This window comes from Actinokineospora enzanensis DSM 44649, from assembly GCF_000374445.1.
Taxonomy (GTDB): Bacteria; Actinomycetota; Actinomycetes; order Mycobacteriales; family Pseudonocardiaceae; genus Actinokineospora; species Actinokineospora enzanensis.
On sequence record NZ_KB894428.1, the window covers coordinates 109,753 to 130,371 of the forward strand.

At 69.2% G+C, this 20,619-nt stretch carries 19 protein-coding genes and 1 other annotated feature; of the genes, 10 read left to right on the top strand and 9 right to left on the bottom strand.

Translation table 11 applies throughout. The features are described from left to right. Positions 1 to 11 precede the first annotated feature (11 nt). The 3 genes from C503_RS0126160 to C503_RS40930 are packed head-to-tail and all read left to right on the top strand — an operon-like array spanning position 12 to position 2,646. Entirely contained in the window at positions 12 to 803 is a 792-nt protein-coding gene (locus C503_RS0126160) for an SDR family NAD(P)-dependent oxidoreductase (RefSeq protein ID WP_018685180.1), read from the top strand. Further along, positions 800 to 2,308 carry a phytoene desaturase family protein gene (locus C503_RS0126165; RefSeq protein ID WP_018685181.1) on the top strand — a complete coding sequence of 503 codons (1,509 nt, stop codon included), beginning with the start codon at positions 800 to 802 and terminating at the stop codon, positions 2,306 to 2,308. The genes C503_RS0126160 and C503_RS0126165 overlap by 4 nt, the downstream gene beginning before the upstream one ends. Positions 2,309 to 2,352: 44 nt before the next feature. After that, entirely contained in the window at positions 2,353 to 2,646 is a 294-nt protein-coding gene (locus C503_RS40930; protein ID WP_156893490.1) for an SCO4225 family membrane protein, read from the top strand. 23 nt (positions 2,647 to 2,669) lie between these two features. Here C503_RS40930 and C503_RS0126175 read toward each other — a convergent pair whose 3' ends face one another. From C503_RS0126175 to valS, 4 genes are all read right to left on the bottom strand, one after another. Beyond that, the gene (locus C503_RS0126175; RefSeq protein WP_018685183.1) at positions 2,670 to 2,918 is read right to left on the bottom strand and encodes a mycoredoxin; all 249 of its coding nucleotides are present in this window, start codon (positions 2,916 to 2,918) and stop codon (positions 2,670 to 2,672) included. 83 nt (positions 2,919 to 3,001) lie between these two features. Then, entirely contained in the window at positions 3,002 to 5,308 is a 2,307-nt protein-coding gene (locus C503_RS0126180) for an FdhF/YdeP family oxidoreductase (RefSeq protein ID WP_026316715.1), read from the bottom strand. A gap of 415 nt (positions 5,309 to 5,723) precedes the next feature. Further along, on the bottom strand, positions 5,724 to 6,692 hold the full coding sequence (locus C503_RS0126185; RefSeq protein WP_156893491.1) for a hypothetical protein: 969 nt from the start codon (positions 6,690 to 6,692) through the stop codon (positions 5,724 to 5,726). Between the two features lie 296 nt (positions 6,693 to 6,988). After that, positions 6,989 to 9,451: a valine--tRNA ligase gene (gene valS, locus C503_RS0126190; RefSeq protein WP_018685186.1), complete on the bottom strand. Its 2,463-nt coding sequence runs from the start codon at positions 9,449 to 9,451 to the stop codon at positions 6,989 to 6,991. 68 nt (positions 9,452 to 9,519) lie between these two features. Here valS and C503_RS0126195 point away from each other — a divergent pair, with 68 nt between their 5' ends. Beyond that, positions 9,520 to 12,147: a valine--tRNA ligase gene (locus C503_RS0126195; protein ID WP_018685187.1), complete on the top strand. Its 2,628-nt coding sequence runs from the start codon at positions 9,520 to 9,522 to the stop codon at positions 12,145 to 12,147. 123 nt (positions 12,148 to 12,270) lie between these two features. Next, positions 12,271 to 13,452 (top strand): alpha/beta hydrolase family protein, encoded by a 1,182-nt coding sequence (locus C503_RS40935; protein ID WP_018685188.1) that lies wholly within the window; start codon positions 12,271 to 12,273, stop codon positions 13,450 to 13,452. Positions 13,453 to 13,567: 115 nt separating this feature from the next. Here the strand turns inward: C503_RS40935 and C503_RS0126205 are convergent, their stop codons facing one another. Further along, on the bottom strand, positions 13,568 to 14,692 hold the full coding sequence (locus tag C503_RS0126205) for an FAD-dependent oxidoreductase (protein ID WP_018685189.1): 1,125 nt from the start codon (positions 14,690 to 14,692) through the stop codon (positions 13,568 to 13,570). 70 nt (positions 14,693 to 14,762) lie between these two features. Here C503_RS0126205 and C503_RS0126210 point away from each other — a divergent pair, with 70 nt between their 5' ends. Beyond that, on the top strand, positions 14,763 to 15,431 hold the full coding sequence (locus C503_RS0126210) for a TetR/AcrR family transcriptional regulator (protein WP_026316716.1): 669 nt from the start codon (positions 14,763 to 14,765) through the stop codon (positions 15,429 to 15,431). Positions 15,432 to 15,491: 60 nt separating this feature from the next. On the opposite strand, the gene C503_RS0126215 is transcribed toward C503_RS0126210, so the two are convergent. Continuing rightward, positions 15,492 to 15,812, bottom strand: a complete 321-nt coding sequence (locus C503_RS0126215) for a hypothetical protein (RefSeq protein ID WP_156893493.1) — start codon at positions 15,810 to 15,812, stop codon at positions 15,492 to 15,494. Between the two features lie 148 nt (positions 15,813 to 15,960). Here C503_RS0126215 and C503_RS0126220 point away from each other — a divergent pair, with 148 nt between their 5' ends. From C503_RS0126220 to C503_RS0126235, 4 genes are read left to right on the top strand one after another with little or no spacing between them, the layout of a single operon-like run. After that, positions 15,961 to 16,809, top strand: a complete 849-nt coding sequence (locus C503_RS0126220; RefSeq protein WP_018685192.1) for a helix-turn-helix domain-containing protein — start codon at positions 15,961 to 15,963, stop codon at positions 16,807 to 16,809. 8 nt (positions 16,810 to 16,817) lie between these two features. Further along, positions 16,818 to 17,114 carry a DUF397 domain-containing protein gene (locus tag C503_RS0126225; RefSeq protein ID WP_018685193.1) on the top strand — a complete coding sequence of 99 codons (297 nt, stop codon included), beginning with the start codon at positions 16,818 to 16,820 and terminating at the stop codon, positions 17,112 to 17,114. A 2-nt stretch (positions 17,115 to 17,116) separates the two neighbouring features. Next, the gene (folC, locus tag C503_RS0126230) at positions 17,117 to 18,466 is read left to right on the top strand and encodes a bifunctional tetrahydrofolate synthase/dihydrofolate synthase (protein WP_018685194.1); all 1,350 of its coding nucleotides are present in this window, start codon (positions 17,117 to 17,119) and stop codon (positions 18,464 to 18,466) included. Then, positions 18,463 to 18,846, top strand: coding sequence for a DUF4233 domain-containing protein (locus C503_RS0126235; RefSeq protein ID WP_018685195.1), 384 nt, complete (start codon positions 18,463 to 18,465; stop codon positions 18,844 to 18,846). Before folC ends, C503_RS0126235 begins: the two co-directional genes overlap by 4 nt. Before the next feature lies 1 nt (position 18,847). Here C503_RS0126235 and C503_RS0126240 read toward each other — a convergent pair whose 3' ends face one another. The 3 genes from C503_RS0126240 to C503_RS0126250 all read right to left on the bottom strand — a co-directional run. Then, positions 18,848 to 19,192, bottom strand: a complete 345-nt coding sequence (locus C503_RS0126240; protein ID WP_018685196.1) for a hypothetical protein — start codon at positions 19,190 to 19,192, stop codon at positions 18,848 to 18,850. Continuing rightward, complete coding sequence (locus C503_RS0126245) at positions 19,179 to 19,661, bottom strand: Imm50 family immunity protein (RefSeq protein ID WP_018685197.1); 483 nt, start codon at positions 19,659 to 19,661, stop codon at positions 19,179 to 19,181. Before C503_RS0126245 ends, C503_RS0126240 begins: the two co-directional genes overlap by 14 nt. Further along, positions 19,615 to 20,619 (bottom strand): RHS repeat-associated core domain-containing protein (locus tag C503_RS0126250; protein WP_018685198.1); only part of this gene is annotated, 1,005 nt, incomplete at its 5' end. The genes C503_RS0126245 and C503_RS0126250, both read right to left, overlap by 47 nt. Continuing rightward, positions 20,497 to 20,610, bottom strand: a sequence feature (AL1L pseudoknot). (Overlaps the previous gene by 114 nt.)

Genomic DNA, 20,619 nt, shown 5'->3' on the forward strand with positions numbered 1-20,619 from the left:
AAGGTGGGAATGTGAACGCGCCCAACGATTTCCCCGACGGCGACCGGCGACCACCGCGCCGGGTCCTGGTCTCCGGGGCGTCGAGTGGTATAGGCGCGGCGATCGCGCTGGCCTTCGCCGAACGTGGCGACCGGGTCGCTGTGCACTACTTTTCCGGTGCCGGACGGGCGGAACGCGTCCGCGACGCGCTTCCGGGAACGGGACATGTGGCGGTCGGCGGCGACCTCGCCGACCCGGCCGCGATTCCGGCGCTGGTGGGAACGACCGTGGACGGTTTGGGCGGAATCGACGTACTTGTGAACAACGCGGCGGTGCTCACCGGAGCGCAACCGATAGACGCCATGCCTTACGCCGAATGGGCGAAGGTATGGACCGAAGTGCTGGCGGTGAACCTGCTCGGCGCCGCCAACCTGACCCACCAGGTGGCGGCCCGGATGTTGGCGCAGGGAACCGGCGGTCGGATCATCAATGTCGGGTCGCGTGGCGCGTTCCGCGGCGAACCGGGCCACCCCGCCTACGGCGCGAGCAAGGCCGGGCTGCACTCGCTCGGCCAGTCGCTCGCCGTCGCGTTGGCGCCGCACGGGATCGCGGTCGCCTCGGTCGCGCCCGGGTTCGTCGAGACCGACCGGGTCGCGGACCGGTTGTCCGGTGAGCAAGGCGCGGCGATCCGGGCGCAGAGCCCGTTCGGCCGGGTCGCGGACCCCGCGGAGATCGCCGCCGCGGTCGTCTACCTCGCCTCGCCCGAGGCGCTGTGGGCCTCCGGCGCGGTCCTGGACCTCAACGGCGCGTCCCACCTGCGATGAACCGCCACGACGTGGTGGTGGTCGGCGGCGGGCACAACGCGCTCGTCGCCGCCGCGTATCTCGCGCGGGCCGGGCGGTCCGTGCTGGTGGTGGAACGGCTCGACCGGGTCGGTGGGGCGGCGGTCAGCGCGAGCCCGTTCCCCGGCGTGCGGCTGTCCCGCTACTCGTACCTGGTCAGCCTGCTGCCGGACCGGATCGTCGCCGACCTCGGGCTGCGGCTCACCCTGCGTTCTCGCTCGGTGTCCTCGTACACGCCGATCGTCCGCGACGGCGTGCACACCGGGTTGCTGGTGGGGGACGAGGCCGAGACGACGGCGTCCTTCCGGGCCCTGACCGGCTCCGATGCCGAATACGCGCGCTGGCGCGAGTTCTACGCGGGAATCTCGCGCATGGCGGTGGCATTGGCGCCTACTCTGCTGGAACCGTTGCCTACCAAGGAAAGCGTTCGTGATCTGGTCGTTTCCGCGGCCGGGCGGACGGTGTGGCGTCAGGTGTTCGAACAGCCGTTGTCGGAAACGCTCACCACGACGTTCACCGACGATGTGGTGCGGGGCGTCGTCGCCACCGACGGGCTGATCGGCACGCACGCCTCGTTGACCGACATGCGGGCCAACCGGTGCTTCCTCTATCACGTCATCGGGAATGGCACCGGCGAATGGCGAGTCCCGGTCGGCGGAATGGGCGCTGTCACAGCGGAATTGACGCGCGCCGCGCGCGAGGCCGGGGCACATATCGTGACCGGCGCCGAGGTCGTGCGCGTGGACGTCGACGGGAAGACCGCCCAGGTGATTTACCGGGCCGGTGACGAGGAAGTGGCCGTTGACGCCGGATATGTGTTGTCCGGGGTCGCTCCCGCCGTGCTGGATCGTGTGCGGGGACGCGTTGGCACGCCGCCGGTCGGGGCGCAGTTGAAGGTCAATGTGCTGCTGGATCGGTTGCCGCGCTTGCGTTCCGGCATTTCACCTGAGCAGGCCTTCGCGGGCACCTTCCATCTCGACGAGTCGTATACGGAACTGGAGGAGGCCTATCGGCTGAGCGCGGCGGGCTCGCTGCCCGAGCGGCCGCCGGGGGAGATGTACTGCCACACGCTGACCGATCGGTCCATTGTGGACTCGCCGACCGCGCACACGCTGACCCTGTTCGGCCTGCACCTGCCCGACACCCTGTTCACCGACAACGACGCCACCCGCGACGAGCTCGTGCGCCGCTACCTCGCCGGGCTCGACCGCCACCTGCTCGACCCGATCGCCGACTGCCTCGCCACCATCGACGGCCGCCCGTGCGTCGAGGCCCGCACACCGCGCGACCTCGAAGCCGAGCTGGCCATGCCGGGCGGCAACATCTTCCACGGCGACCTGGCCTGGCCGTTCGGCGACGGCGGCTGGGGCGTCGAGACCGACGTGCCCAACCTGCTTGTCTGCGGCAGCGGCGCGCGGCGGGGAGGAGGTGTCAGCGGCATCGCCGGGCACAACGCGGCGATGGCCGTGCTCGCTCGTCCGGTGTGACCGGCGCGCGTGCGGCACCCTGGACGGGGTGAGAGGGGACGACGATGGCCTGGAGCAACCGCCGAGTGGCCCGCAGGATCACCCTCGGCTACATCGGCGCGGTGACGGCGGTGTTCGTGGTGGTCGCGGTGATGCTGGCCGTGACCGAGCGGACCGACGCGTCGTTCGCGCCGGTCCTGGCCATCGCCGCCACCCTGCCCGCGTCGCTGGTCGTGGTGCTGCTGCCGACGTTCTCGCAACCGTGGGACGGCATCGTCGCCAGCGCCGTCCTGGTGGCGGCGGCGCTGGCGCAGGCCTGGGTGCTGTGGCTGCTCTTCCGCGGCCACCGCGTCCGGTGACTGTCGGCCGGTCGGGCCTTTGCCTACTGCGCCAGCTGTGCCTTGACCTGCGCCAGCGACGGGTTGGTCAGCGCCGACCCGTTCGGGAAGTGCAGCGTGGGCACGGTCTGGTTGCCGCCGTTCACGCTCATCACGAAGTCGGCCGCCGCGGGCGTGTGCTCGATGTCCACCTCGACGAACTCGATCCCCTCGGCGTCGAGCAGCGTCTTGAGGCGGCGGCAGTACCCGCACCAGGTCGTCGAGTACATGGTGAGCGTGGTGGGCGCGGACATCTCGTCTCCCCGGCAGTCGGTTCGGTCCTGCTGTCCAACGCCCGGCCGGGCCCGGTGATGCCGCCCGGCCGGTGAGGCGATCGTCACACCGGGGCCAGCCGCACCACGATCGACTTGGAGGTCGGGGTATTCGAGGTCTCCGCGGTGGAATCCAGTGGGATCAATGAGTTCGCCTCGGGGAAGTAAGCCGCCGCGCAGCCCTTGGCGGTCGGGTAGGAGACGACCCGGAAGTCCTTGGCCTCGCGCTCGGTGACCCCGGTCGGGTCGTCGGCCCACTCACTGGTGATGGTGACCAGCTGCCCGTCCGCGAGGCCGAGCTCCGTGATGTCCTCGGGGCTGACCAGGACCACCCGGCGGGCGTCCTTGATTCCCCGGTATCGGTCGTCGAGGCCGTAGATGGTCGTGTTGTATTGGTCGTGGCTGCGCAGGGTCTGCAGCAGGAGCCGACCTTCCGGCACGCGGAGAATCGTCAACGGATTGACCGTGAATACCGCTTTGTCATTGCGGGTTCCGGTGAACTCGCGGGAGTCCCGTGGTGCGTGCGGGAGGACGAATCCGTTCGGGCCGCGCACCTTCGCGTTGTAGTCCGCGCAGCCGGGGACCACGTTCGCGATGTGGTTCCTGATCAGGTCGTAATCGCGGGTCAGCTCGGCCCACGGAACGGAATGATCAGACCCGAAAAGCGCTTCGGCGAGCCCGCAAATGATGCCGACCTCGGACATCAGGTGTTCCGATGCCGGTTCCAACCGCCCCCGCGACCGGTGCACGACCGACATCGAGTCCTCGACGGTGACGAACTGCTCACCCGATTCCTGCTCGTCCCGCTCGGTACGCCCCTTCGTCGGGAGAATGAGCGCGGTGCGGCCGTGGACGACGTGGGAGCGGTTGAGCTTGGTGGACACGTGCACGGTGAGATCGCATTTCCGGAGCGCGGCCTCGGTGACGTCGGTGTCCGGCGCGGCGGAGACGAAGTTGCCGCCGACCGCCATGAACACCCTCGCCTTGCCGTCCCGCATCGCCCGGATCGCGGCCACGGTGTCGTAGCCGTGCTTGCGCGGGGCGGTGATGCCGAACTCGGATTCCAGGGCGGCCAGGAACTTCTCCGGCATCTTCTCCCAGATACCCATCGTCCGGTCACCCTGCACATTCGAATGACCCCGGACCGGGCAAAGTCCCGCGCCCGGCTTGCCGATCATCCCCCGGAGTAGCACCACATTGGCGATCTCGCGGATCGTGGGCACCGAATGGCGGTGCTGCGTCAACCCCATCGCCCAGCAGACGACCGTCCGCTGCGACTCGACGAACATTCGCGCGACCCGCTCGATCTGGTCTCTTTCCAGCCCGGTCGCGATCTCGATATCCGCCCAGTCGATTTCCCGGACACTCTCGACGTATTCCGCGAACCCCTCGGTCCGCGTGTCGACGAAATCCTGGTCGACCACGGTGCCGGGATTCTCGGCCTCCCACTTCAGCAGCAGATGCCCGATAGCCTGGAACAACGCCTGGTCCCCGCCGAGCCGGATCTGCGCGAACTCGTCCGCGAGCGCCGTCCCCTTCCCGATCACCCCACGCACGTTCTGCGGATTCTTGAACCGCAACAACCCGGCCTCGGGCAACGGGTTCACCGCGATGATCCGCGCCCCATTCCCCTTGGCCTCCTCCAACGCGCTGAGCATGCGCGGGTGGTTCGTCCCCGGGTTCTGCCCGACGACCACGATGAGGTCGGCGTGCGTCAGATCCTTCAGCGAGACCGACCCCTTGCCGATCCCGGTGGTCTCCGCCAACGCCGCACCGGACGACTCGTGGCACATGTTGGAGCAGTCGGGCAGGTTGTTCGTGCCGAAGCTCCGGACCAGCAGCTGGTAGAGGAACGCGGCCTCGTTGCTGGTGCGCCCCGAGGTGTAGAACACGGCCTCATCCGGGTCGGCCAACCCCCGCAGGTGCCCCGCCACCAGCTCGAACGCGTCCCCCCACGAGATCACCTCGTAGTGCTCCGCGCCCGGCCATAGCACAACCGGCTCGGTGATCCGCCCCTGCTGCCCCAACCAGTAATCGGTGCGCTCCGCCAAGGCGGCCACCGAATGCTCCGCGAAGAACTCCGACCCCACCCGCCGCCGCGTCGCCTCCTCGGCAACGGCCTTCGCCCCGTTCTCGCAGAACTCGGCCACCTTCCGGTGCTCCTGCGACTCCGGCCACGCACACCCCGGACAGTCGAACCCCTCCCGCTGATTGAGCAACCGCAACGTCCCCGCGGTCCGCCCGACCCCCATCTGCTCAACCCCACGCCGGAGCGACACCACCACCCCAGGAATCCCCGCCGCCCACGTCTTGGGCGCCGAAACCCCCAGATCCCCCTCGACAACATCCCGCTCCGGCGGCTTCCTACCCATACCCCCCATCGTCGGTCACGACCACCCCCACCGCAAAGACGGACCGTCCCCACTTCTTGGACCACAATGCCCAGGCGGACACCCCAGCTCGACAAACCGATATATCGATAGTTATCGAACTTGTGGACGACCCGCGCAGATGTCGCCCCAAGCCGATGGATCGACACTCTTCCTCGATGCCCCGACTCCTGCGCCCGCCCGTCCGGCCATCCAGATGATCATCGCTAGGGGGAGCCGTCCGCCGCGTCTCCTGTCCCTCGCGCTCGCACAACCTCAACTCGCAACGAACGACACGCCGAGGAAAGTTCCGCGTCCACATAGCACGACCGGATGAACCATTCGTCACCGGACGCGACCGGGGAAACCCCCAGGACGAGCCCCCGCCCAGGGGCCCGACCAGGGGGTTCCCGCCGGATCAGGCAGGGCAGCTGGCGGCGGGGATCTTCGCGTTCGGGTCGAAGAAGGTGTCACGTTCCTGCCGTGCGCCACTCACCGTGAGTTCCTGGTCGGTCATCGGCGCCAGGAAGCCCCGCTTGTACGCCGCGCACGAGATCGAATACGCGTAGCCGTCCACATCGTCGCCGTACCAGAGGCCCTGGCTGCCCTTCGTCCAGCGCGGTCCCTGTCGGAAGATGTACTGCACGTCGGCCCGTACCAGCACGATGATGTCCATCGGGTCCGTGGCCCTCGTCGCCGTCGTCCCGGCGAAGGCGTAGACGAACAGGTAGTTGGTGTGCACCACGAGCTCGCCGACCCCGCCTGCCTCGACGCGCATCGTGCCCTTGACCTTCGGTGCGGCGGGCAGCAGTGGGCTGCCGTCCGCGATCAGGCTCACCAGGGCCTGCGCGTCGCGTTCGCGGCCGGTGCCGAACAGTGGTTCCAGCTGGCGGCGGGTGTCCGGCGCGAGCAGCGAGAGGTACCGGCTCGGGTCGTGTTTGACCAGCATCGTCGGGTCGAGGCGGCTGGCGACCAGGGCGTCGCGCACCAGGCCGGTCGCGTGTGCCACGTCCTCGGCGCTGAACTCGCCGACGCGCATGGCCGGTGGGGCCTGGATGCCGTCGGCGCCGTCCGCCCAGGTGTCGGCCGGGGTGTGCGCGAAGGGGTGGGTCGGGTCGATGACGTGCAGGGTCGGCGCGGTCGCCCCCGGCTCCGGGGCCCGGTCGCCCGCGGGCGAGTCGTTGTCGAAGACGCCGACGCCGAGCAGCAGCATCACCAGGGCGACCACGGCGACCAGCGCCATCGCGGCCACCAGCCAGCGCTCGATCCGGCGGCGCCGCGCGCCGCGCAGCATCGCCTTCACGTCGGCTCTGGCCGACTCCTGTACACGGCTGCGCCACGCGGCATCCTGTAACGCCGCGTGATCGCCGTACTCACGTTGGTCCACCGGCCCCCCAAGGGCGATCCAGACCGGCTGGCCGGGCTGGTTGAGGTGTCGACTGCCTGGTGAACACCACATCGATACGGCCACAGCCGGTGTTAACAAACCGGTCTCACGGACCCCGTTCGGTGCGGTGAACGGCACCCGGGAGCGGACCAACGGTCGGGCCGGTGGGAAACGGTTGCCCTGAGTCACCCGATTGGCGCAAACAAAGAGTTTCGAGCGTCCTCGGACATACCCGCGGTATGTCCGAGGACGTCCGGGTGTCGGGTAATAACCGCCGAGTGGCGTGGATCACTCGGCTATTCCGGCGAAAGGGTGACGGCCACCGTGAGCGCCGATTCGGGCGTGCGGATGCCGCGCAGCGTCCGAACGGAGCCCGCCGCGCGCAGATCGGCCTCGATCTGGGGCAGCAGGTCGATCGCCGCCGGGGGCCCGGAGACGATCACCGACGACACCGGCCACCGCATGGACCGCCGGGCCGCCGACTTGGCGCGGCGAATGGCCGCCAGCACCTCCGTGGTGATCGACAACAGCCGTGGATTCGATAACTCTCCGTTAGCGGTCGGCCAACCCGTCCGGTGCACCGACCCCTCCTGCCACCATGACCACGTCTCCTCCGCCACGAACGGCAGAAACGGCGCCAGCAGCCGCTGCACCGCCGACAGCCCCATCCGCAACGCGGCGCGCGCGGAGTCGCTGTCACCGTAGGCGCGGTCTTTGACCAGCTCCAGGTAGTCGTCACACCAGAACCAGAAGAACCGCTCCACCCGCTCCAACGCGTCCGTGTACTCGCCTGCCTCCAACGACGCGGTCGCGTCGGCCACCACCGCGTCCAGCTCACCCAGCACCGCCAGGTCCAACGGCTCACTGACGACCGCCCCGGCCTCGAACCCGAGCACGAACCGGCTCGCGTTGAGCAGCTTGTTCGCCAGCCGCCGACCGTCGCGCATCTTCGTCTCGGTGAACCGCGTGTCCACGCCCGGCCGCCCCGACGCCGCCCAGTACCGCACCGCGTCGGCCCCGTACTCGGCCAGCACCAGGTCGGGCGCGAACGCGTCGCCCGCCTTCTTGCTCATCTTCCGCCAGGTCGGGTCCATCACCCACCCCGACAGCACCGCCCGCCGCCACGGCAGCACCCCGGTCTCGGCGTGCGCGCGCAGCACCGAGCCGAACAGCCAGGTCCGGATGATCTCGTGTCCCTGCGGCCGCAGGTCCATCGGATAGGTCCGCGCGAACAGGTCGGGATCCTCCCCGTACCCGCACACCAGCAGCGGCGTCAGTGACGACGTCGCCCACGTGTCCATCACGTCCGGGTCCGCCACGAACCCGCCGGGCACGCCCCGCTGCTCCGCGCGGAACCCCGGCGGCGTGTCCGATGCCGGGTCGACCGGCAGCCGATCGGGCCGGATCGGCCGCCCATGATCGGGTTCCCCGTCCGCGCCGATCGGGTACCAGACCGGGAACGGCACCCCGAAGAACCGCTGCCGACTGATCAACCAGTCCCCGGCCAGCCCCTCGACCCAGTTCTCGTAGCGCACCCGCATGTGCTCCGGCTGCCACGACAGCTCCCGCCCACGCGCCAGCAACGTCGCCCGGTGCGCCGTCGACCGGATGAACCACTGCCGCCCGGACACGATCTCCAGCGGCTTGTCCCCGCGCTCGTAGAAGGCCACCGGCCGCTCCACCGGCACCGGCTCGCCCGCCAGCGCCCCCTCGGCCCGGAGCAGTGCCACCATCCGCTCCCGTGCCGTGTGGATGGTCGCGCCCGCCAGCCCCGCGTACGGCTCCGCAGGCACGCCATCGGGCGCGTCCGCCAGGAACCGGCCGTCGCGCCCGATCACCGCGCGCACCGGCAGGCCCAGCTCACGCCACCACCGCACATCGGTCAGGTCACCGAACGTGCAGCACATCACCAGTCCGCTCCCGCGTTCCGGCTCCGCGTCCGGGTGCGCCAACACCGGGACTGGCACGCCGAAAACGGGCGTACGCACCGTCGTCCCCACCAACGCCGCATGCCGCGCGTCGTCGGGATGCGCGATCAACGCGACGCACGCTGGCAGCAGCTCCGGCCGCGTCGTCGCGACCTCCACCGGACCGAACCGCAACGTGTGCAGCGCTCCACGCACAGGCCGGTGTTCCACCTCCGCCTGCGCGACCGCGGTCTTGAACCCGACATCCCACAGCGTCGGCGCATCGGCCTGATAAGCCTCACCGGCGTCCAGCAGCCGCAAGAATGACGCTTGGGCAAGCCGCCGCGCGCGCGTACCGATGGTCGTATAACCGCGTGACCAATCGACCGATAGCCCTATCTCACGCCAAAGCCGCTCGTAGTCGGCCTCTCTCTCCGTCGTCAACCGCTCGCACAGCTCGACGAAGTTGCGTCGCGACACCGCCATCGGTTCACCGGACGGCGAGAAGTCCGGGTCATAGGGCAACGACGGATCACACCGCACCGCGTAAGCGTTCTGTGTCATCCGTTCCGTGGGCAGCCCGTTGTCGTCCCAGCCCATCGGGTAGAGCACGTCCTTGCCGCGCATCCGCTGGTACCGCGCCACGATGTCGGTCTGCGTGAACGAGAACACGTGCCCGATGTGCAGGGCCCCGCTGACCGAGGGCGGCGGCGTGTCGATGGAGAAGACCTCCTCGCGCGGCCGGTCCCCGGCGAACCGGTATACACCGGACTCGGCCCACCGCTGCGACCAGACGGCCGCCAACCCGTCGAGCGACGGTCGGCTGGGGATCGAGGGGTTCGGGTTCGCCATGAACGGACGGTAGTGGCCTGCCCGCTCCCGGTTCGACCCGTTTTCGCAGGCCTCCGTAGACTCGGCGTGTGACTGAGATCCCCACCTTGCCGAGCACTGACCTTCCCGCGGCCTGGGAGCCTGCCGCGGTCGAGGCGGAGCTGTACCAGGGTTGGGTAGCCGCCGGGTACTTCACCGCCGACGTGACCAGTGACAAGCCCCCCTACACGATCGTGCTGCCGCCGCCGAACGTCACCGGCAGCCTGCACATGGGCCACGCGCTCAACCACACCGTGATGGACGCGCTCACCCGCCGCCGCCGCATGCAGGGCTTCGAGGCGCTGTGGCTGCCCGGCATGGACCACGCGGGCATCGCGACGCAGAACGTGGTCGAGCGGCAGCTGGCGGGCGAGGGCCTGTCCCGGCACGACCTGGGCCGGGAGAAGTTCGTCGAGCGGGTCTGGGAGTGGAAGGCCGAGTACGGCGGCAAGATCCTCGACCAGATGCGCCGCCTCGGCGACGGCGTCGACTGGTCGCGCGAGCGCTTCACCATGGACGACGGCCTGTCCCGCGCCGTGCAGACGGTGTTCAAGCGCCTCTTCGACGACGAGCTGATCTACCGCGCCGAGCGGATCATCAACTGGTGCCCGCGCTGCCGCACCGCGCTCTCGGACATCGAGGTCGAGCACTCCGAGGACGAGGGCGAGCTGGTCTCCATCCGCTACGGCGACGGCGCCGACTCGATCGTGGTGGCCACCACCCGCGCGGAGACCATGCTCGGTGACACGGCGGTGGCCGTTCACCCGGACGACGTGCGCTACCGCCACCTGATCGGGACCGAGGTCGCGCTGCCGCTCACCGGCAGGCGCATCCCGATCGTGGCGGACGCGCACGTGGACCCCGAGTTCGGCACCGGCGCGGTCAAGGTCACCCCGGCGCACGACCCGAACGACTTCGAGATCGGCCGCAGGCACGACCTGCCGTCGTTGACGATCATGGACGAGCGCGGAGTGATCACCGTGCCCGGCCCGTTCGAGGGCCTGGACCGGTTCGAGGCGCGCCCGGCCGTGGTCGCGGCGCTGCGCGAGGGCGGCCGGGTCGTCGCGGAGAAGCGCCCCTACCTGCACTCGGTCGGCCACTGCTCGCGCTGCGACACGGCCGTCGAGCCGCGCCTGTCGTTGCAGTGGTGGGTCAAGGTCGAGCCGCTCTCCCGCGCGGCGGGCGACGCGGTGCGGGACGGCCGCACGAAGGTCCACCCGCCGGAGCTGGCCAAGCGCTACTTCGACTGGGTCGACAACATGCACGACTGGACGATCTCGCGCCAGCTGTGGTGGGGCCACCGCATCCCGGTCTGGTACGGCCCGAACGACGAGGTCGTGTGCGTGGGCCCGGACGAGCAGCCGCCGTCCGGCGAGGGCTGGCGGCAGGACCCGGACGTGCTCGACACGTGGTTCTCCGCCGGCCTGTGGCCGATCTCCACGCTCGGCTGGCCCGAGTCGACTCCGGACCTGGCGAAGTTCTACCCGACCAGTGTCCTGTCGACCGGCTACGACATCCTGTTCTTCTGGGTCGCCCGGATGATGATGTTCGGCCTGTACGCGATGGACGGCAAGCAGCCGTTCGACCACGTCTACCTGCACGGGCTCATCCGCGACGCGCAGGGCAAGAAGATGTCCAAGTCGCGCGGCAACGTCATCGACCCGCTCGACTGGCTCGACCGCTTCGGCGCCGACGCCACCCGCTTCACCCTGGCGCGCGGCGCGAACCCGGGCAGTGACATGGCGCTGGCGGAGGAGTGGGCGGCGGGCTCGCGTAACTTCTGCACGAAGCTGTGGAACGCCAGCCGGTTCGCCCTGAGCAACGGTGCGACGGTCGCGGTCGCGTTGCCCGCGCGCGACTCGCTGACCGACGCCGACCGCTGGATCCTGGACGCCGCCGACAGCCTGGTGTCCGAAGTGGACTCCCTGTTCGAGGCCTTCCAGTTCGCCAAGCTCTGCGACGCGCTCTACCACTTCGTCTGGGACCTGTACTGCGACTGGTACCTGGAGCTCGCCAAGGTCCAGATCGCCGAGGGCGGCGCGCGCGCGGACGCCACGCGCGCGGTGCTGGGCCACGTGCTCGACACGGTGCTGCGGCTGCTGCACCCGATCACGCCGTTCGTGACCGAGGTGTTGTGGAAGGCGTTGACGGGCAAGGAGTCCGTGGTCATCGCGGACTGGCCGGTGCCTGCGGGCGTCCCGGCCGACGCCGACGCGCGCCGTCGGGTCGAGGGCGTGCAGAAGCTGATCACGGAGATCCGCCGGTTCCGCGCCGACCAGGGTGTGAAGCCCGGTCAGCGAGTCGCGGCCCGTCTGTCCGGTGTGGACGAGGCGGGTCTTGCCGCGCATGTCTCGGCGGTGACCTCGCTGGCTCGGCTGACGGCTCCGGAGGATGGGTTCACTGCCGGTGCTTCGCTGGAGGTGCCGCTGGTGGGGGGCACGGTGACGGTCGAGCTGGACCTGTCCGGCGCGGTGGACGTGGCGGCGGAGCGCAAGCGCTTGACCAAGGACCTGGGCGTGGCGGAGAAGGAACTCGCCCAGTGCGAGGCCAAGCTCGGCAACCCGAAGTTCACCGACAAGGCCCCGGCCGACGTCGTCGACAAGATCCGAACCCGCCGGGACGCGGCCGCCACCGAGATCACCCGCGTCCAGGCCCGCCTGGCCGCGTTGCCTGCCTGAACACGTCGGTCGACACCGCCCGGACGGCCTGTCCGGGCGGTGTGATCACCTCCGGCAGGCCCTACCGGGAACACGGGTGCTGACCGGATCGTGGCGGTGCCGGTCGTCCCCTAGCGTCAGTTCATGATCAAATCCATTCTGGTCGTCATCCTGTCGATCGGCCTGGTCACGACCGCGACCGTCCCCGCACCGGCCGGTCCCGCCCGCCGCGGCGAGCTGCTCTCGGCAGTGCCGATCACGAGCCGGACCCCGGCCCAGGTGACCGAACTGCTCGCCGGACAGTCGATCGACACCCGGTGGGTGCGCTACGGGGTCGACGCCTACCGGCTGGAGTACCGGACAGTCGACCCGACCGGCAGGCCGATCACCGCCAGCGGCGCCGTCGCCCTGCCCCGGGGCGGCGGGCACCGGCTCCCGACGATCGACTTCCAGCACGGAACCATCGCCGCCAAGGCGGAAGCCGGTTCGGTGAGTGCCGACACCAACCGACTCGCTCCGATCACCTTCGCGGCGGCGGGCTACGCCACCGTCGCCCCCGACTACCTCGGCCTGGGCACCGGCGACGGTGCACACCCCTACCTCGACCTGCCCACCGAGACGAGTGCGTCGGTGGACCTGCTGCGCGCGGCCGACACCTTCGTGCGCCGGGCAGGCCGGACGTTGGACCGCCGTGTCCTGCTCACCGGCTTCTCCCAGGGTGGGCCTGCCGCCATGGCACTCGGCCGTGCACTGCGGGAAGGTGTAGACCGACGCTTCTCCGTGCGCGCCATCGCCGGTGTCAGCGGCGTTTACGACCTGTACGGCACCCAGTTCCCCGCAGCCCTGGACGGAACGATCGTGCCCAAACTCGCCACGATCTCCATCGCCTACTACCTGGTGGCGATGAACCGGCTGTACCGCCTGCCCGCCCAGGCTTTTCGCGCCCCGTACGACACCGTCGTGCCGGATCTCTTCGACGGGACGCACTCCGGGGCCGATATCGCCGCCAAGCTGCCGGACACTCCTGCGGACCTGCTCACCGACTGGGCGGTGCAGCAGCTGCGACACCCGACGGGCCCGATGCTCCGCGCGGCCCAAGCCAGCGACGGATCGTGCGCGGGCTGGACGCCGCGCGCCTCCGTTCGGCTGTTCACCGCCACCGACGGCGACGAGCTGGTCCCGATCGGCAACTCCGTCCGGTGCCAGGAGGCATTCCGGAGCCGGGGCGTCGACGCCCCCATCACCGACCTGGGGCGCGTGGACCACAACACGTCCGCGAAGCGCTCCTATCCCCTGATCCTCGACTTCTTCGCCGATCTGCCCTGACCGACAGGTCCGACGAGAGTCCATCGAGGACACTCCGACGAACCGCCGACCAGCCTCGTCCACGGCAGGTTCGGGGAGTTGTCCACAGGAGGTGGCGACGGGAGTGCCGCGCCGTTCAGTGGTTCTGTTCGTTCAGCAGTTGCATCACGTTGTCGGGGGCGTTGTCGCCGAACAGGCTTTCCAGCAGAACGGCGTCCTTCCCAGCGGCGATCTCCGCGCAGCGCGCGAACATCGCGTCCTCATACGAAGCAAGCGCCTCCTCGATATCGCCCCCGGAAGCCAGAGCGCGACCAAGCTCGGCCCCGTCCAACATCGCCAGGTTGGCGCCTTCCCCGTTCGGCGCCGTCAGATGCGCCGCGTCTCCGACCAACGTCACCCCAGTCACCCGCTTCCACTGTTGCCCGGCAGACAACGCATAGTGCGGGCGGAGGACCGGGGCCGTGTCCCCTGCTGTGATCAATGTGGTGAGTTCGGGTGCCCACCCGTCGAACTCCGCCGCGATCCGGGCGGCGGCGGCCATCGGATCGGTGAAATCGATCGCGGCGAACCACTCCAACGGTCGGCTCAGCTCCACGTAGGTGTGCAGGGTGTCCCCGCGCTCCCGGTGCGCGAAGATTCCCTGTCCCTTGCCGGACACGAGCATCGACCCGCCGCCCACGGCGCGCGCGGTGGCCGGATAGCGGGTGTCGGCGTTGAACAGGTAGGTCTCGACGGAGGCGATGCCGACGTATTCGGGTGCGGCGTCGCACAGCAGTGGGCGGATACGGGACCACGCGCCGTCCGCGCCGACCAGGAGCCCAATAACAACGCTGGTGCCGGACGTGAAAGTCAGCGAGTAGCCGCCGTCCACGGGACGGGCGTCGCGGATCTTGTGGCCCCACCGGACGGTGCCGGGCGGGAGTGAGTCGAGCAGAAGTTGGCGGAGTTCGGAGCGCAGCACCTCCGGTCGGCCGCCGGTTCCGTCGTCGGGCTTCGAGAGCAGGACGGAGCCGTCCGGGGACAGGATCCGCATTGCCTGGCGGCCGTCCAGGACGAGGTCGCGGAAGCCGGGCATCAGGTCGGCGGCCTCGATCGCGAGCTGGCCGTTGTAGTCGTGGATGTCGAGCATGCCGCCCTGCGACCGCGCGGTCGGCGACGTCTCCGCCTCGTACACCACGGCCGGAACGCCGTGCAGGTGCAGGACGCGGGCGAGGGTGAGGCCGCCGAGACCGGCGCCGACGATCGTGACTGGTGTGTTCATGGTGACTCCCCCTGGATTGGAACGACATTCCAATGTTGGAACGACATTCCAGATCTGTCAAGATGCCCGCATGCCACCACGGACCCGGCGCGTGGACGCCCTCTCCCGGGAGCGGATCGTCGCGGCCGCCGTCGCCATCCTCGACACGGCGGGTGAGAGCGGTCTGACGTTCCGCGCGCTGACCGAGCGCCTCGCGACCGGCGCGGGGGCGATCTACTGGCATGTCGCGAACCGCAACGAGTTGCTCGACGCCGCGACGGAGGCGGTCATCGCCCCGGTCGTCAAGCCGGTCGAGGCCGACGAACCGGCGGACGGGATCCGGGCAATCGCGCTCGGGTTGTTCGATGCGATCGCGGAGCATCCCTGGCTTGCCACGCAACTTGCTACGCAGTTGTCGCGCAGTCCGTGGGGATCGGTGACGCCGCGCATCTTCGAGAGCATCGGGCGGCACGTCAGTGCAATGGGGGTGCCCAAGGCCGGGTGGTTCACGGCGGGCTCGGCGCTGGTGCACTACATCCTCGGCGCGGCGGGGCAGAACGCCGCGAACGCGCGGGTGTTGGGGGCCGGGGGTGACCGTGCCGAGTTCCTGGCGGCCGCGTCGGCGGCGTGGGAGCGGCTCGATCCCGAGGAGTACCAGTTCACCAGGGCTGTGGGAGATCAAGTGCGGGAGCACGACGACCGGGAGCAGTTCCTCGCGGGCGTCGATCTCGTGCTCGCGGGCATCGCCGCGTCGCGCTGAGGTGGATCCGCCCGAGCGGCCTGTCCCCTCGAACGGGCCGCTCGGGCGGGGCTCGGGGGTTCAGTCCAGAATGGGTTCGGGGTCGAGCCACCTGACCTGGGCCGGGTGGTTGCCGCACAGCACGCGGCCCGCCGACTCCGGGGTGGCGAACTGGCCGCGCGTGCGGGCACCGCGCCGGTCGGGCATGCCGACGAGCTCGACGTAGTCCTCGCCGAGGCCGTCCGCGACCTCCAGGCCCCAGCCGAGCACGGCGAAGTCGAGCGCGTTCCCCTCGGCATCGCGTTTGACCTGGTAGACCGCGAAGCGGCGGGGCGCGCACTGGTCGGTGACGGCGGCGATCTGCCTGCTGAGCTCGTCCTCCGGGATGGTGCCGGTGTGCATCAGGACCTCCATTGGTCGCAACGTTGCGATTTCACTCGGGGCAGCATCGCACCACAGGGGTGTCAACAACAATGACTCCATCGAGTGAATGCGCCCATCACACTGTTGCGGAAGACTGTCGGCGACCAAGATCGGGAGGGGATGGACGATGGCGACTCCGAAACAGCCCACGGTGATCGGCCGGGGACTCGGCGGGGAACTGCGGGTACTGCGCCAGAACGCCAAGCTGAGCTGCAAGTACGTGGCCCAGCGGCTGGGCTGGCAGGCGTCCAAGATCTCGCGGATGGAGACGGGCCAGCAGGGGATCAAGTCCGCCGATGTGGCCTCGCTGCTGGTGGTCTACGGGGTGATCGGCAAGGACCGGGACCGCCTGGTCAAGCTGGCCGAACGCTCCGACGACTTCGGCTACTGGGAGAACCAGCCCGCGTTGTCGGACGAGTCCAAGACCCTCATGCGTATCGAGCGCGAGGCCACGGAGATCATCATCTTCGAGCCGCTGGTGATTCCCGGCCTGGTGCAGACCGGGGACTATGTCCGAGCGATGATGCGCGTTTGCAACGTGCCTGACCAGGACATGGACTCGCGCGTCGCGGCAAGGCTGGCACGCCAGGCGCTCCTGACGAAGGAGAAGCCACCCAAGCTGCGGTTGATCGTCGACGAGTTCGTGTTGCGCCGCGTGCTCGCCAGCCCCAAGACCATGGCGCGCCAGTTGAGGCACATCCTGGAGGTGGTCGAGCGGGGCGCGACGACTCTGCACGTGTTGCCCCTGTCGCTACGCGGGCACTCTGGCCTGGATGGTTCGTTCACCCTCCTGGACTTCGAGCGGAACAAACCGGTCGTCTACTTGGATCACAAGGTTTCCGGTCTCTTCCTGGAGGAAGACGCGCACATCGCGTTCTTCCGCGCTGAGACCGATACCCTGGCCGAGTTGGCTCTGAGCCCCGCCAAGTCGGCGGAACTCGTTGCGACCATCGCACGAGAGCACGACCGAGAGTGAGGAAGTTGATGGACGCGGTGGACCGGGCTTCGATCGTTTGGCGCAAGTCGACCCGGAGCGGGTCAAACGCGCAGTGCGTCGAGGTGGGCTTCGTGTGGCGCAAGTCGAGCCGGAGCGGCACGAACGCAAACTGTGTCGAGGTCGGTTACCCCTGGCGGAAGTCCAGCCACAGCGGTGTCAACGAGGACTGCGTGGAGATCGCGCACACGCCGTCGGTCGCCGCCGTGCGGGACTCCAAGAACCCCGACGGCCCCACCCTGGCCTTCCCCGTCGCCTCGTTCGCGCAGGCCCTCCGTACGCTCTAGGCGTGAGTCTGGACGAACTGCGCCAGGTCGAGGCGGAACTCGACACCCGGTGGCCCGAGACCAAGCTGGAACCGTCGCTGACCAGGATCGCCGCCCTGGTCGACCTGCTCGGGTCACCGCAGCGCGCCTTCCCGGTCGTGCACGTCGCGGGCACCAACGGCAAGACGTCGGTGACGCGCATGATCGACGCGTTGTTCACCCGCCTCGGCCTGCGCACCGGTCGGTTCATCAGCCCGCACCTGCAGGTGGTGACCGAGCGCATCTGTCTGGACAACGCACCGATTGATCCGGAGCGGTACATCGAGGTGTACCGGGACATCGAGCCGTACATCGAGATGGTGGACGCCCGGTCCGACATCCGGATGAGCAAGTTCGAGGTGCTGACCGCCATGGCCTTCGCGGCCTTCGCGGACGCCCCGGTCGACGTGGCGGTCATCGAGACCGGCATGGGCGGCAGCTGGGACGCGACGAACGTGGCGGACGGCAGGATCGCGGTGATCACGCCGATCGGGCTGGACCACACCGAGTACCTGGGTCCGGACATCCTGGGCATCGCGGGGGAGAAGGCCGGGATCATCAAGCCGGACGCGGTCGCGCTGCTGGCCGAACAGACCCCGGAGGTGGCGCGGGTGCTGGTGGAGCGGGCCACCGAGGTCGACGCGACGGTGGCGCGGCAGGGTCTGGAGTTCGGCGTGCTCGCGCACGATGTCGCCGTCGGCGGCCAGGTCCTGCGGTTGCAGGGCCTGGGCGGGGTCTACGATGACATCTTCCTGCCCTTGCACGGCGAACACCAGGCGGCGAACGCGGTACTGGCCCTGGCCGCAGTCGAAGCCTTCTTCGGCGCCGGTGCCGAGCGGCAGCTGGACGTGGAGGCCGTCCGCGAGGGGTTCGCGTCGGTGATCTCCCCGGGCCGCCTGGAACGCGTCCGCACCGCCCCGACCGTCTTCATCGACGCCGCCCACAACCCGCACGGCGCCGAGGCCCTGGCGCGCGCGCTCGACTCGGAGTTCGACTTCCGGAAACTCGTGGGTGTGGTCGGTGTGATGGCCGATAAGGACGCCGTGGGCATTCTCTCCGCCTTGGAACCGGTTCTCACCGAGGTCGTCATCACCGCCAACTCGTCGACCCGGGCCATGGACCCGGACCACCTGGCCGATATAGCCACAGAGATTTTCGGCGACGACCGGGTCACCGTCTACCCGCACCTGCCCGACGCCATCGAAGCCGCCATCCAGCTCGCCGAGGAAACCGACGACCCGGCCGAGCCCCTGTCCGGCGCGGGCGTCGTGGCGACCGGTTCGGTGTTCACCGCGGGCGAGGTCCGCACCCTGCTCGGGAAGGTCCCGGCATGACCGCCCCCGACCCGATGAGGGGTTTCCGCGGCGTCATGTCCGCGATGTTGTGCCTGGAAGCCATCGTGGTTCTCCTGGCCTTGCTGGTGGTCGCCAAGTCCGATGGTGGGCTGGCCACGTGGCAGGGGTGGTCGGTCGGCGTCTTCGCGGTGGTCCTGATCGCCGCCTGCGCCTTCGTGTCCCGGCCGTGGGGCATGGGGCTGGCCCTCGTCTTGCAGGTGGTCAGCCTGCTGGGCTTCTTCGTCGTCACCGCCCTGGGCGTGGTGGGCGTGTTGTTCGGGCTGGCCTGGGCGTGGATGCTCTGGGCCCGCAACGACGTCCGCAAACGCATGGCAGAAGGCCGACTCACCAGCCAGCAACCACCCGCCGACCAGTCTTGAGCTACATGGGTGCCGCGTAGTAGGTGGGGAGAATGAACATCTCCACCGCCGCTGCCGTGCACTCCACTGCCGTCTCGGGTCCAGTGAAGGCAGCCATTACCAGGTCTCCATCGCGGGCAATGGTGACCCGGTCGACCGGGATGTGACTCCAGGCGGTGACCCGCATGGCCGAGACGCCGGTGAACGAGAGCCGCACCCGCATGTGGTCATGGCCCGGTTCATCCGGCGTGAAGGGCGGGTGGATGGGCCCTTCGAACGACGCCGACACCTCCTGCCCTCGCTCATCCCAATGAAGATTGACGAGATCGAGCCCCGCGACAGCGGCGACGTACTCAGAAACGCTCATGAAACGTCTCCGCTTCCGGCCCGGGAACGGTGGTGAACCGTCCACGCTCAAGTTTCCCCAGATAGGCGTGTTCGGCAGTGCCGCGGTGTGCGCCTATGCGCCCGAGATGGATCCGCTCATACGCGGTGAATGCCATGTTGACACCCCCGACCATGGAGACGGAAACCCGATTCGCCCGCACGTCGACGATCTCGATCGTGGCGGTCGCCGGGAGCTGCCCGCCCGACACCGACAATCCGGCCACGTCGTGAAACAGGAGCTGACACTGCAGATACTCCATTGTCTCCCACTCGGCGGGCGGGCGGTCCGGAAAGCGAGGCAGATCCAGCCGAAGCCCCACCATGGGACCGAAACACGACAGCCGAACATGCCGGATGATCACTCCGACCAGGTCCGGCACCACGGTGTAGAGCCCCGCCAGGTCAGTACGGCGGCCCGGAGTAACCCGGTCGGCCCAGTTCGGGGTCATAGTAGTAATGCTCCTGTGCGCCGGGGATCGTTCCGCCACGGGGGTCCGAGTAGGGACGAACGTGCACGTGCGGGGGCTGGTTGCCGACGCCGTTGGGGTCGCCGAAGTCGTGGCCGGTGTAGTGGTCCTGGAAGACGATGAGGTCACCGTCGGCGTTCTCGTACACCTCGGTGGGGAAGTTGACCGGCTGGTGATCAGTTCCCATGATTCGCTTGTTGCCGGATGTCGTCGCCGGATCCATGTATGCGTCCAGTGGTTCGGCGCCCTCGGGAACCCCCGCGTCGCGGAGTGCCTGTTGTTTCGCTGCCTCGCCGCAGATCAGGCCGAGAGGGTCGATCTGTCGGTTGGGGTTGGGTACGTACGTGGTCGGATTTGGCGCCGGTGACAGGCCGAGCGGGTCAAGGCTGGCGTAGCGGCCGGTCTCCGGGTCGTAGTAGCGGTGCAGGTTGTAGTGCCAGCCGGTCTCGGCGTCGAAGTACTGGCCGGGAAAGCGCAGTGGGCACGCGTCCGAGGTGGCCGTGGTGCGGCCCCACAGGGTGGTCCGGGCTCGCCAGGCCACCGTTCCGTCCGGTGCGACCAGTTCGGTGGGGGTGCCCAGGTGGTCGGCGACGATGGCGTGGAAACGGGCGTCGACCTCGGTCCGGGTGAGCTGACCGACCGGGGTGAACGTACCCGGGCCGTACTCCCAGGTCGTGGTCGTCGCCCCGGTGGATTCCTTCCGCGCGCCGTACACGCCGTAGTTCTGCTCGAAGACACGGCGGATCTCACCTTTGAGTTCACCGTCGCGGACCGCCCTGGCCGACGGCGGCCGGTCTTTCGCGGCGTAGTAGGTCGACGGAGCGATCTGGATCTCTCGGCAGATCGGCTCGACTCCGAAAGATTCCTTGTGTTCCTCGATGAATTCGACTACCGTGGCGGTCGCGGGTCCAGCTCCCGCGCGAAAAAAGCCGATGCGGCT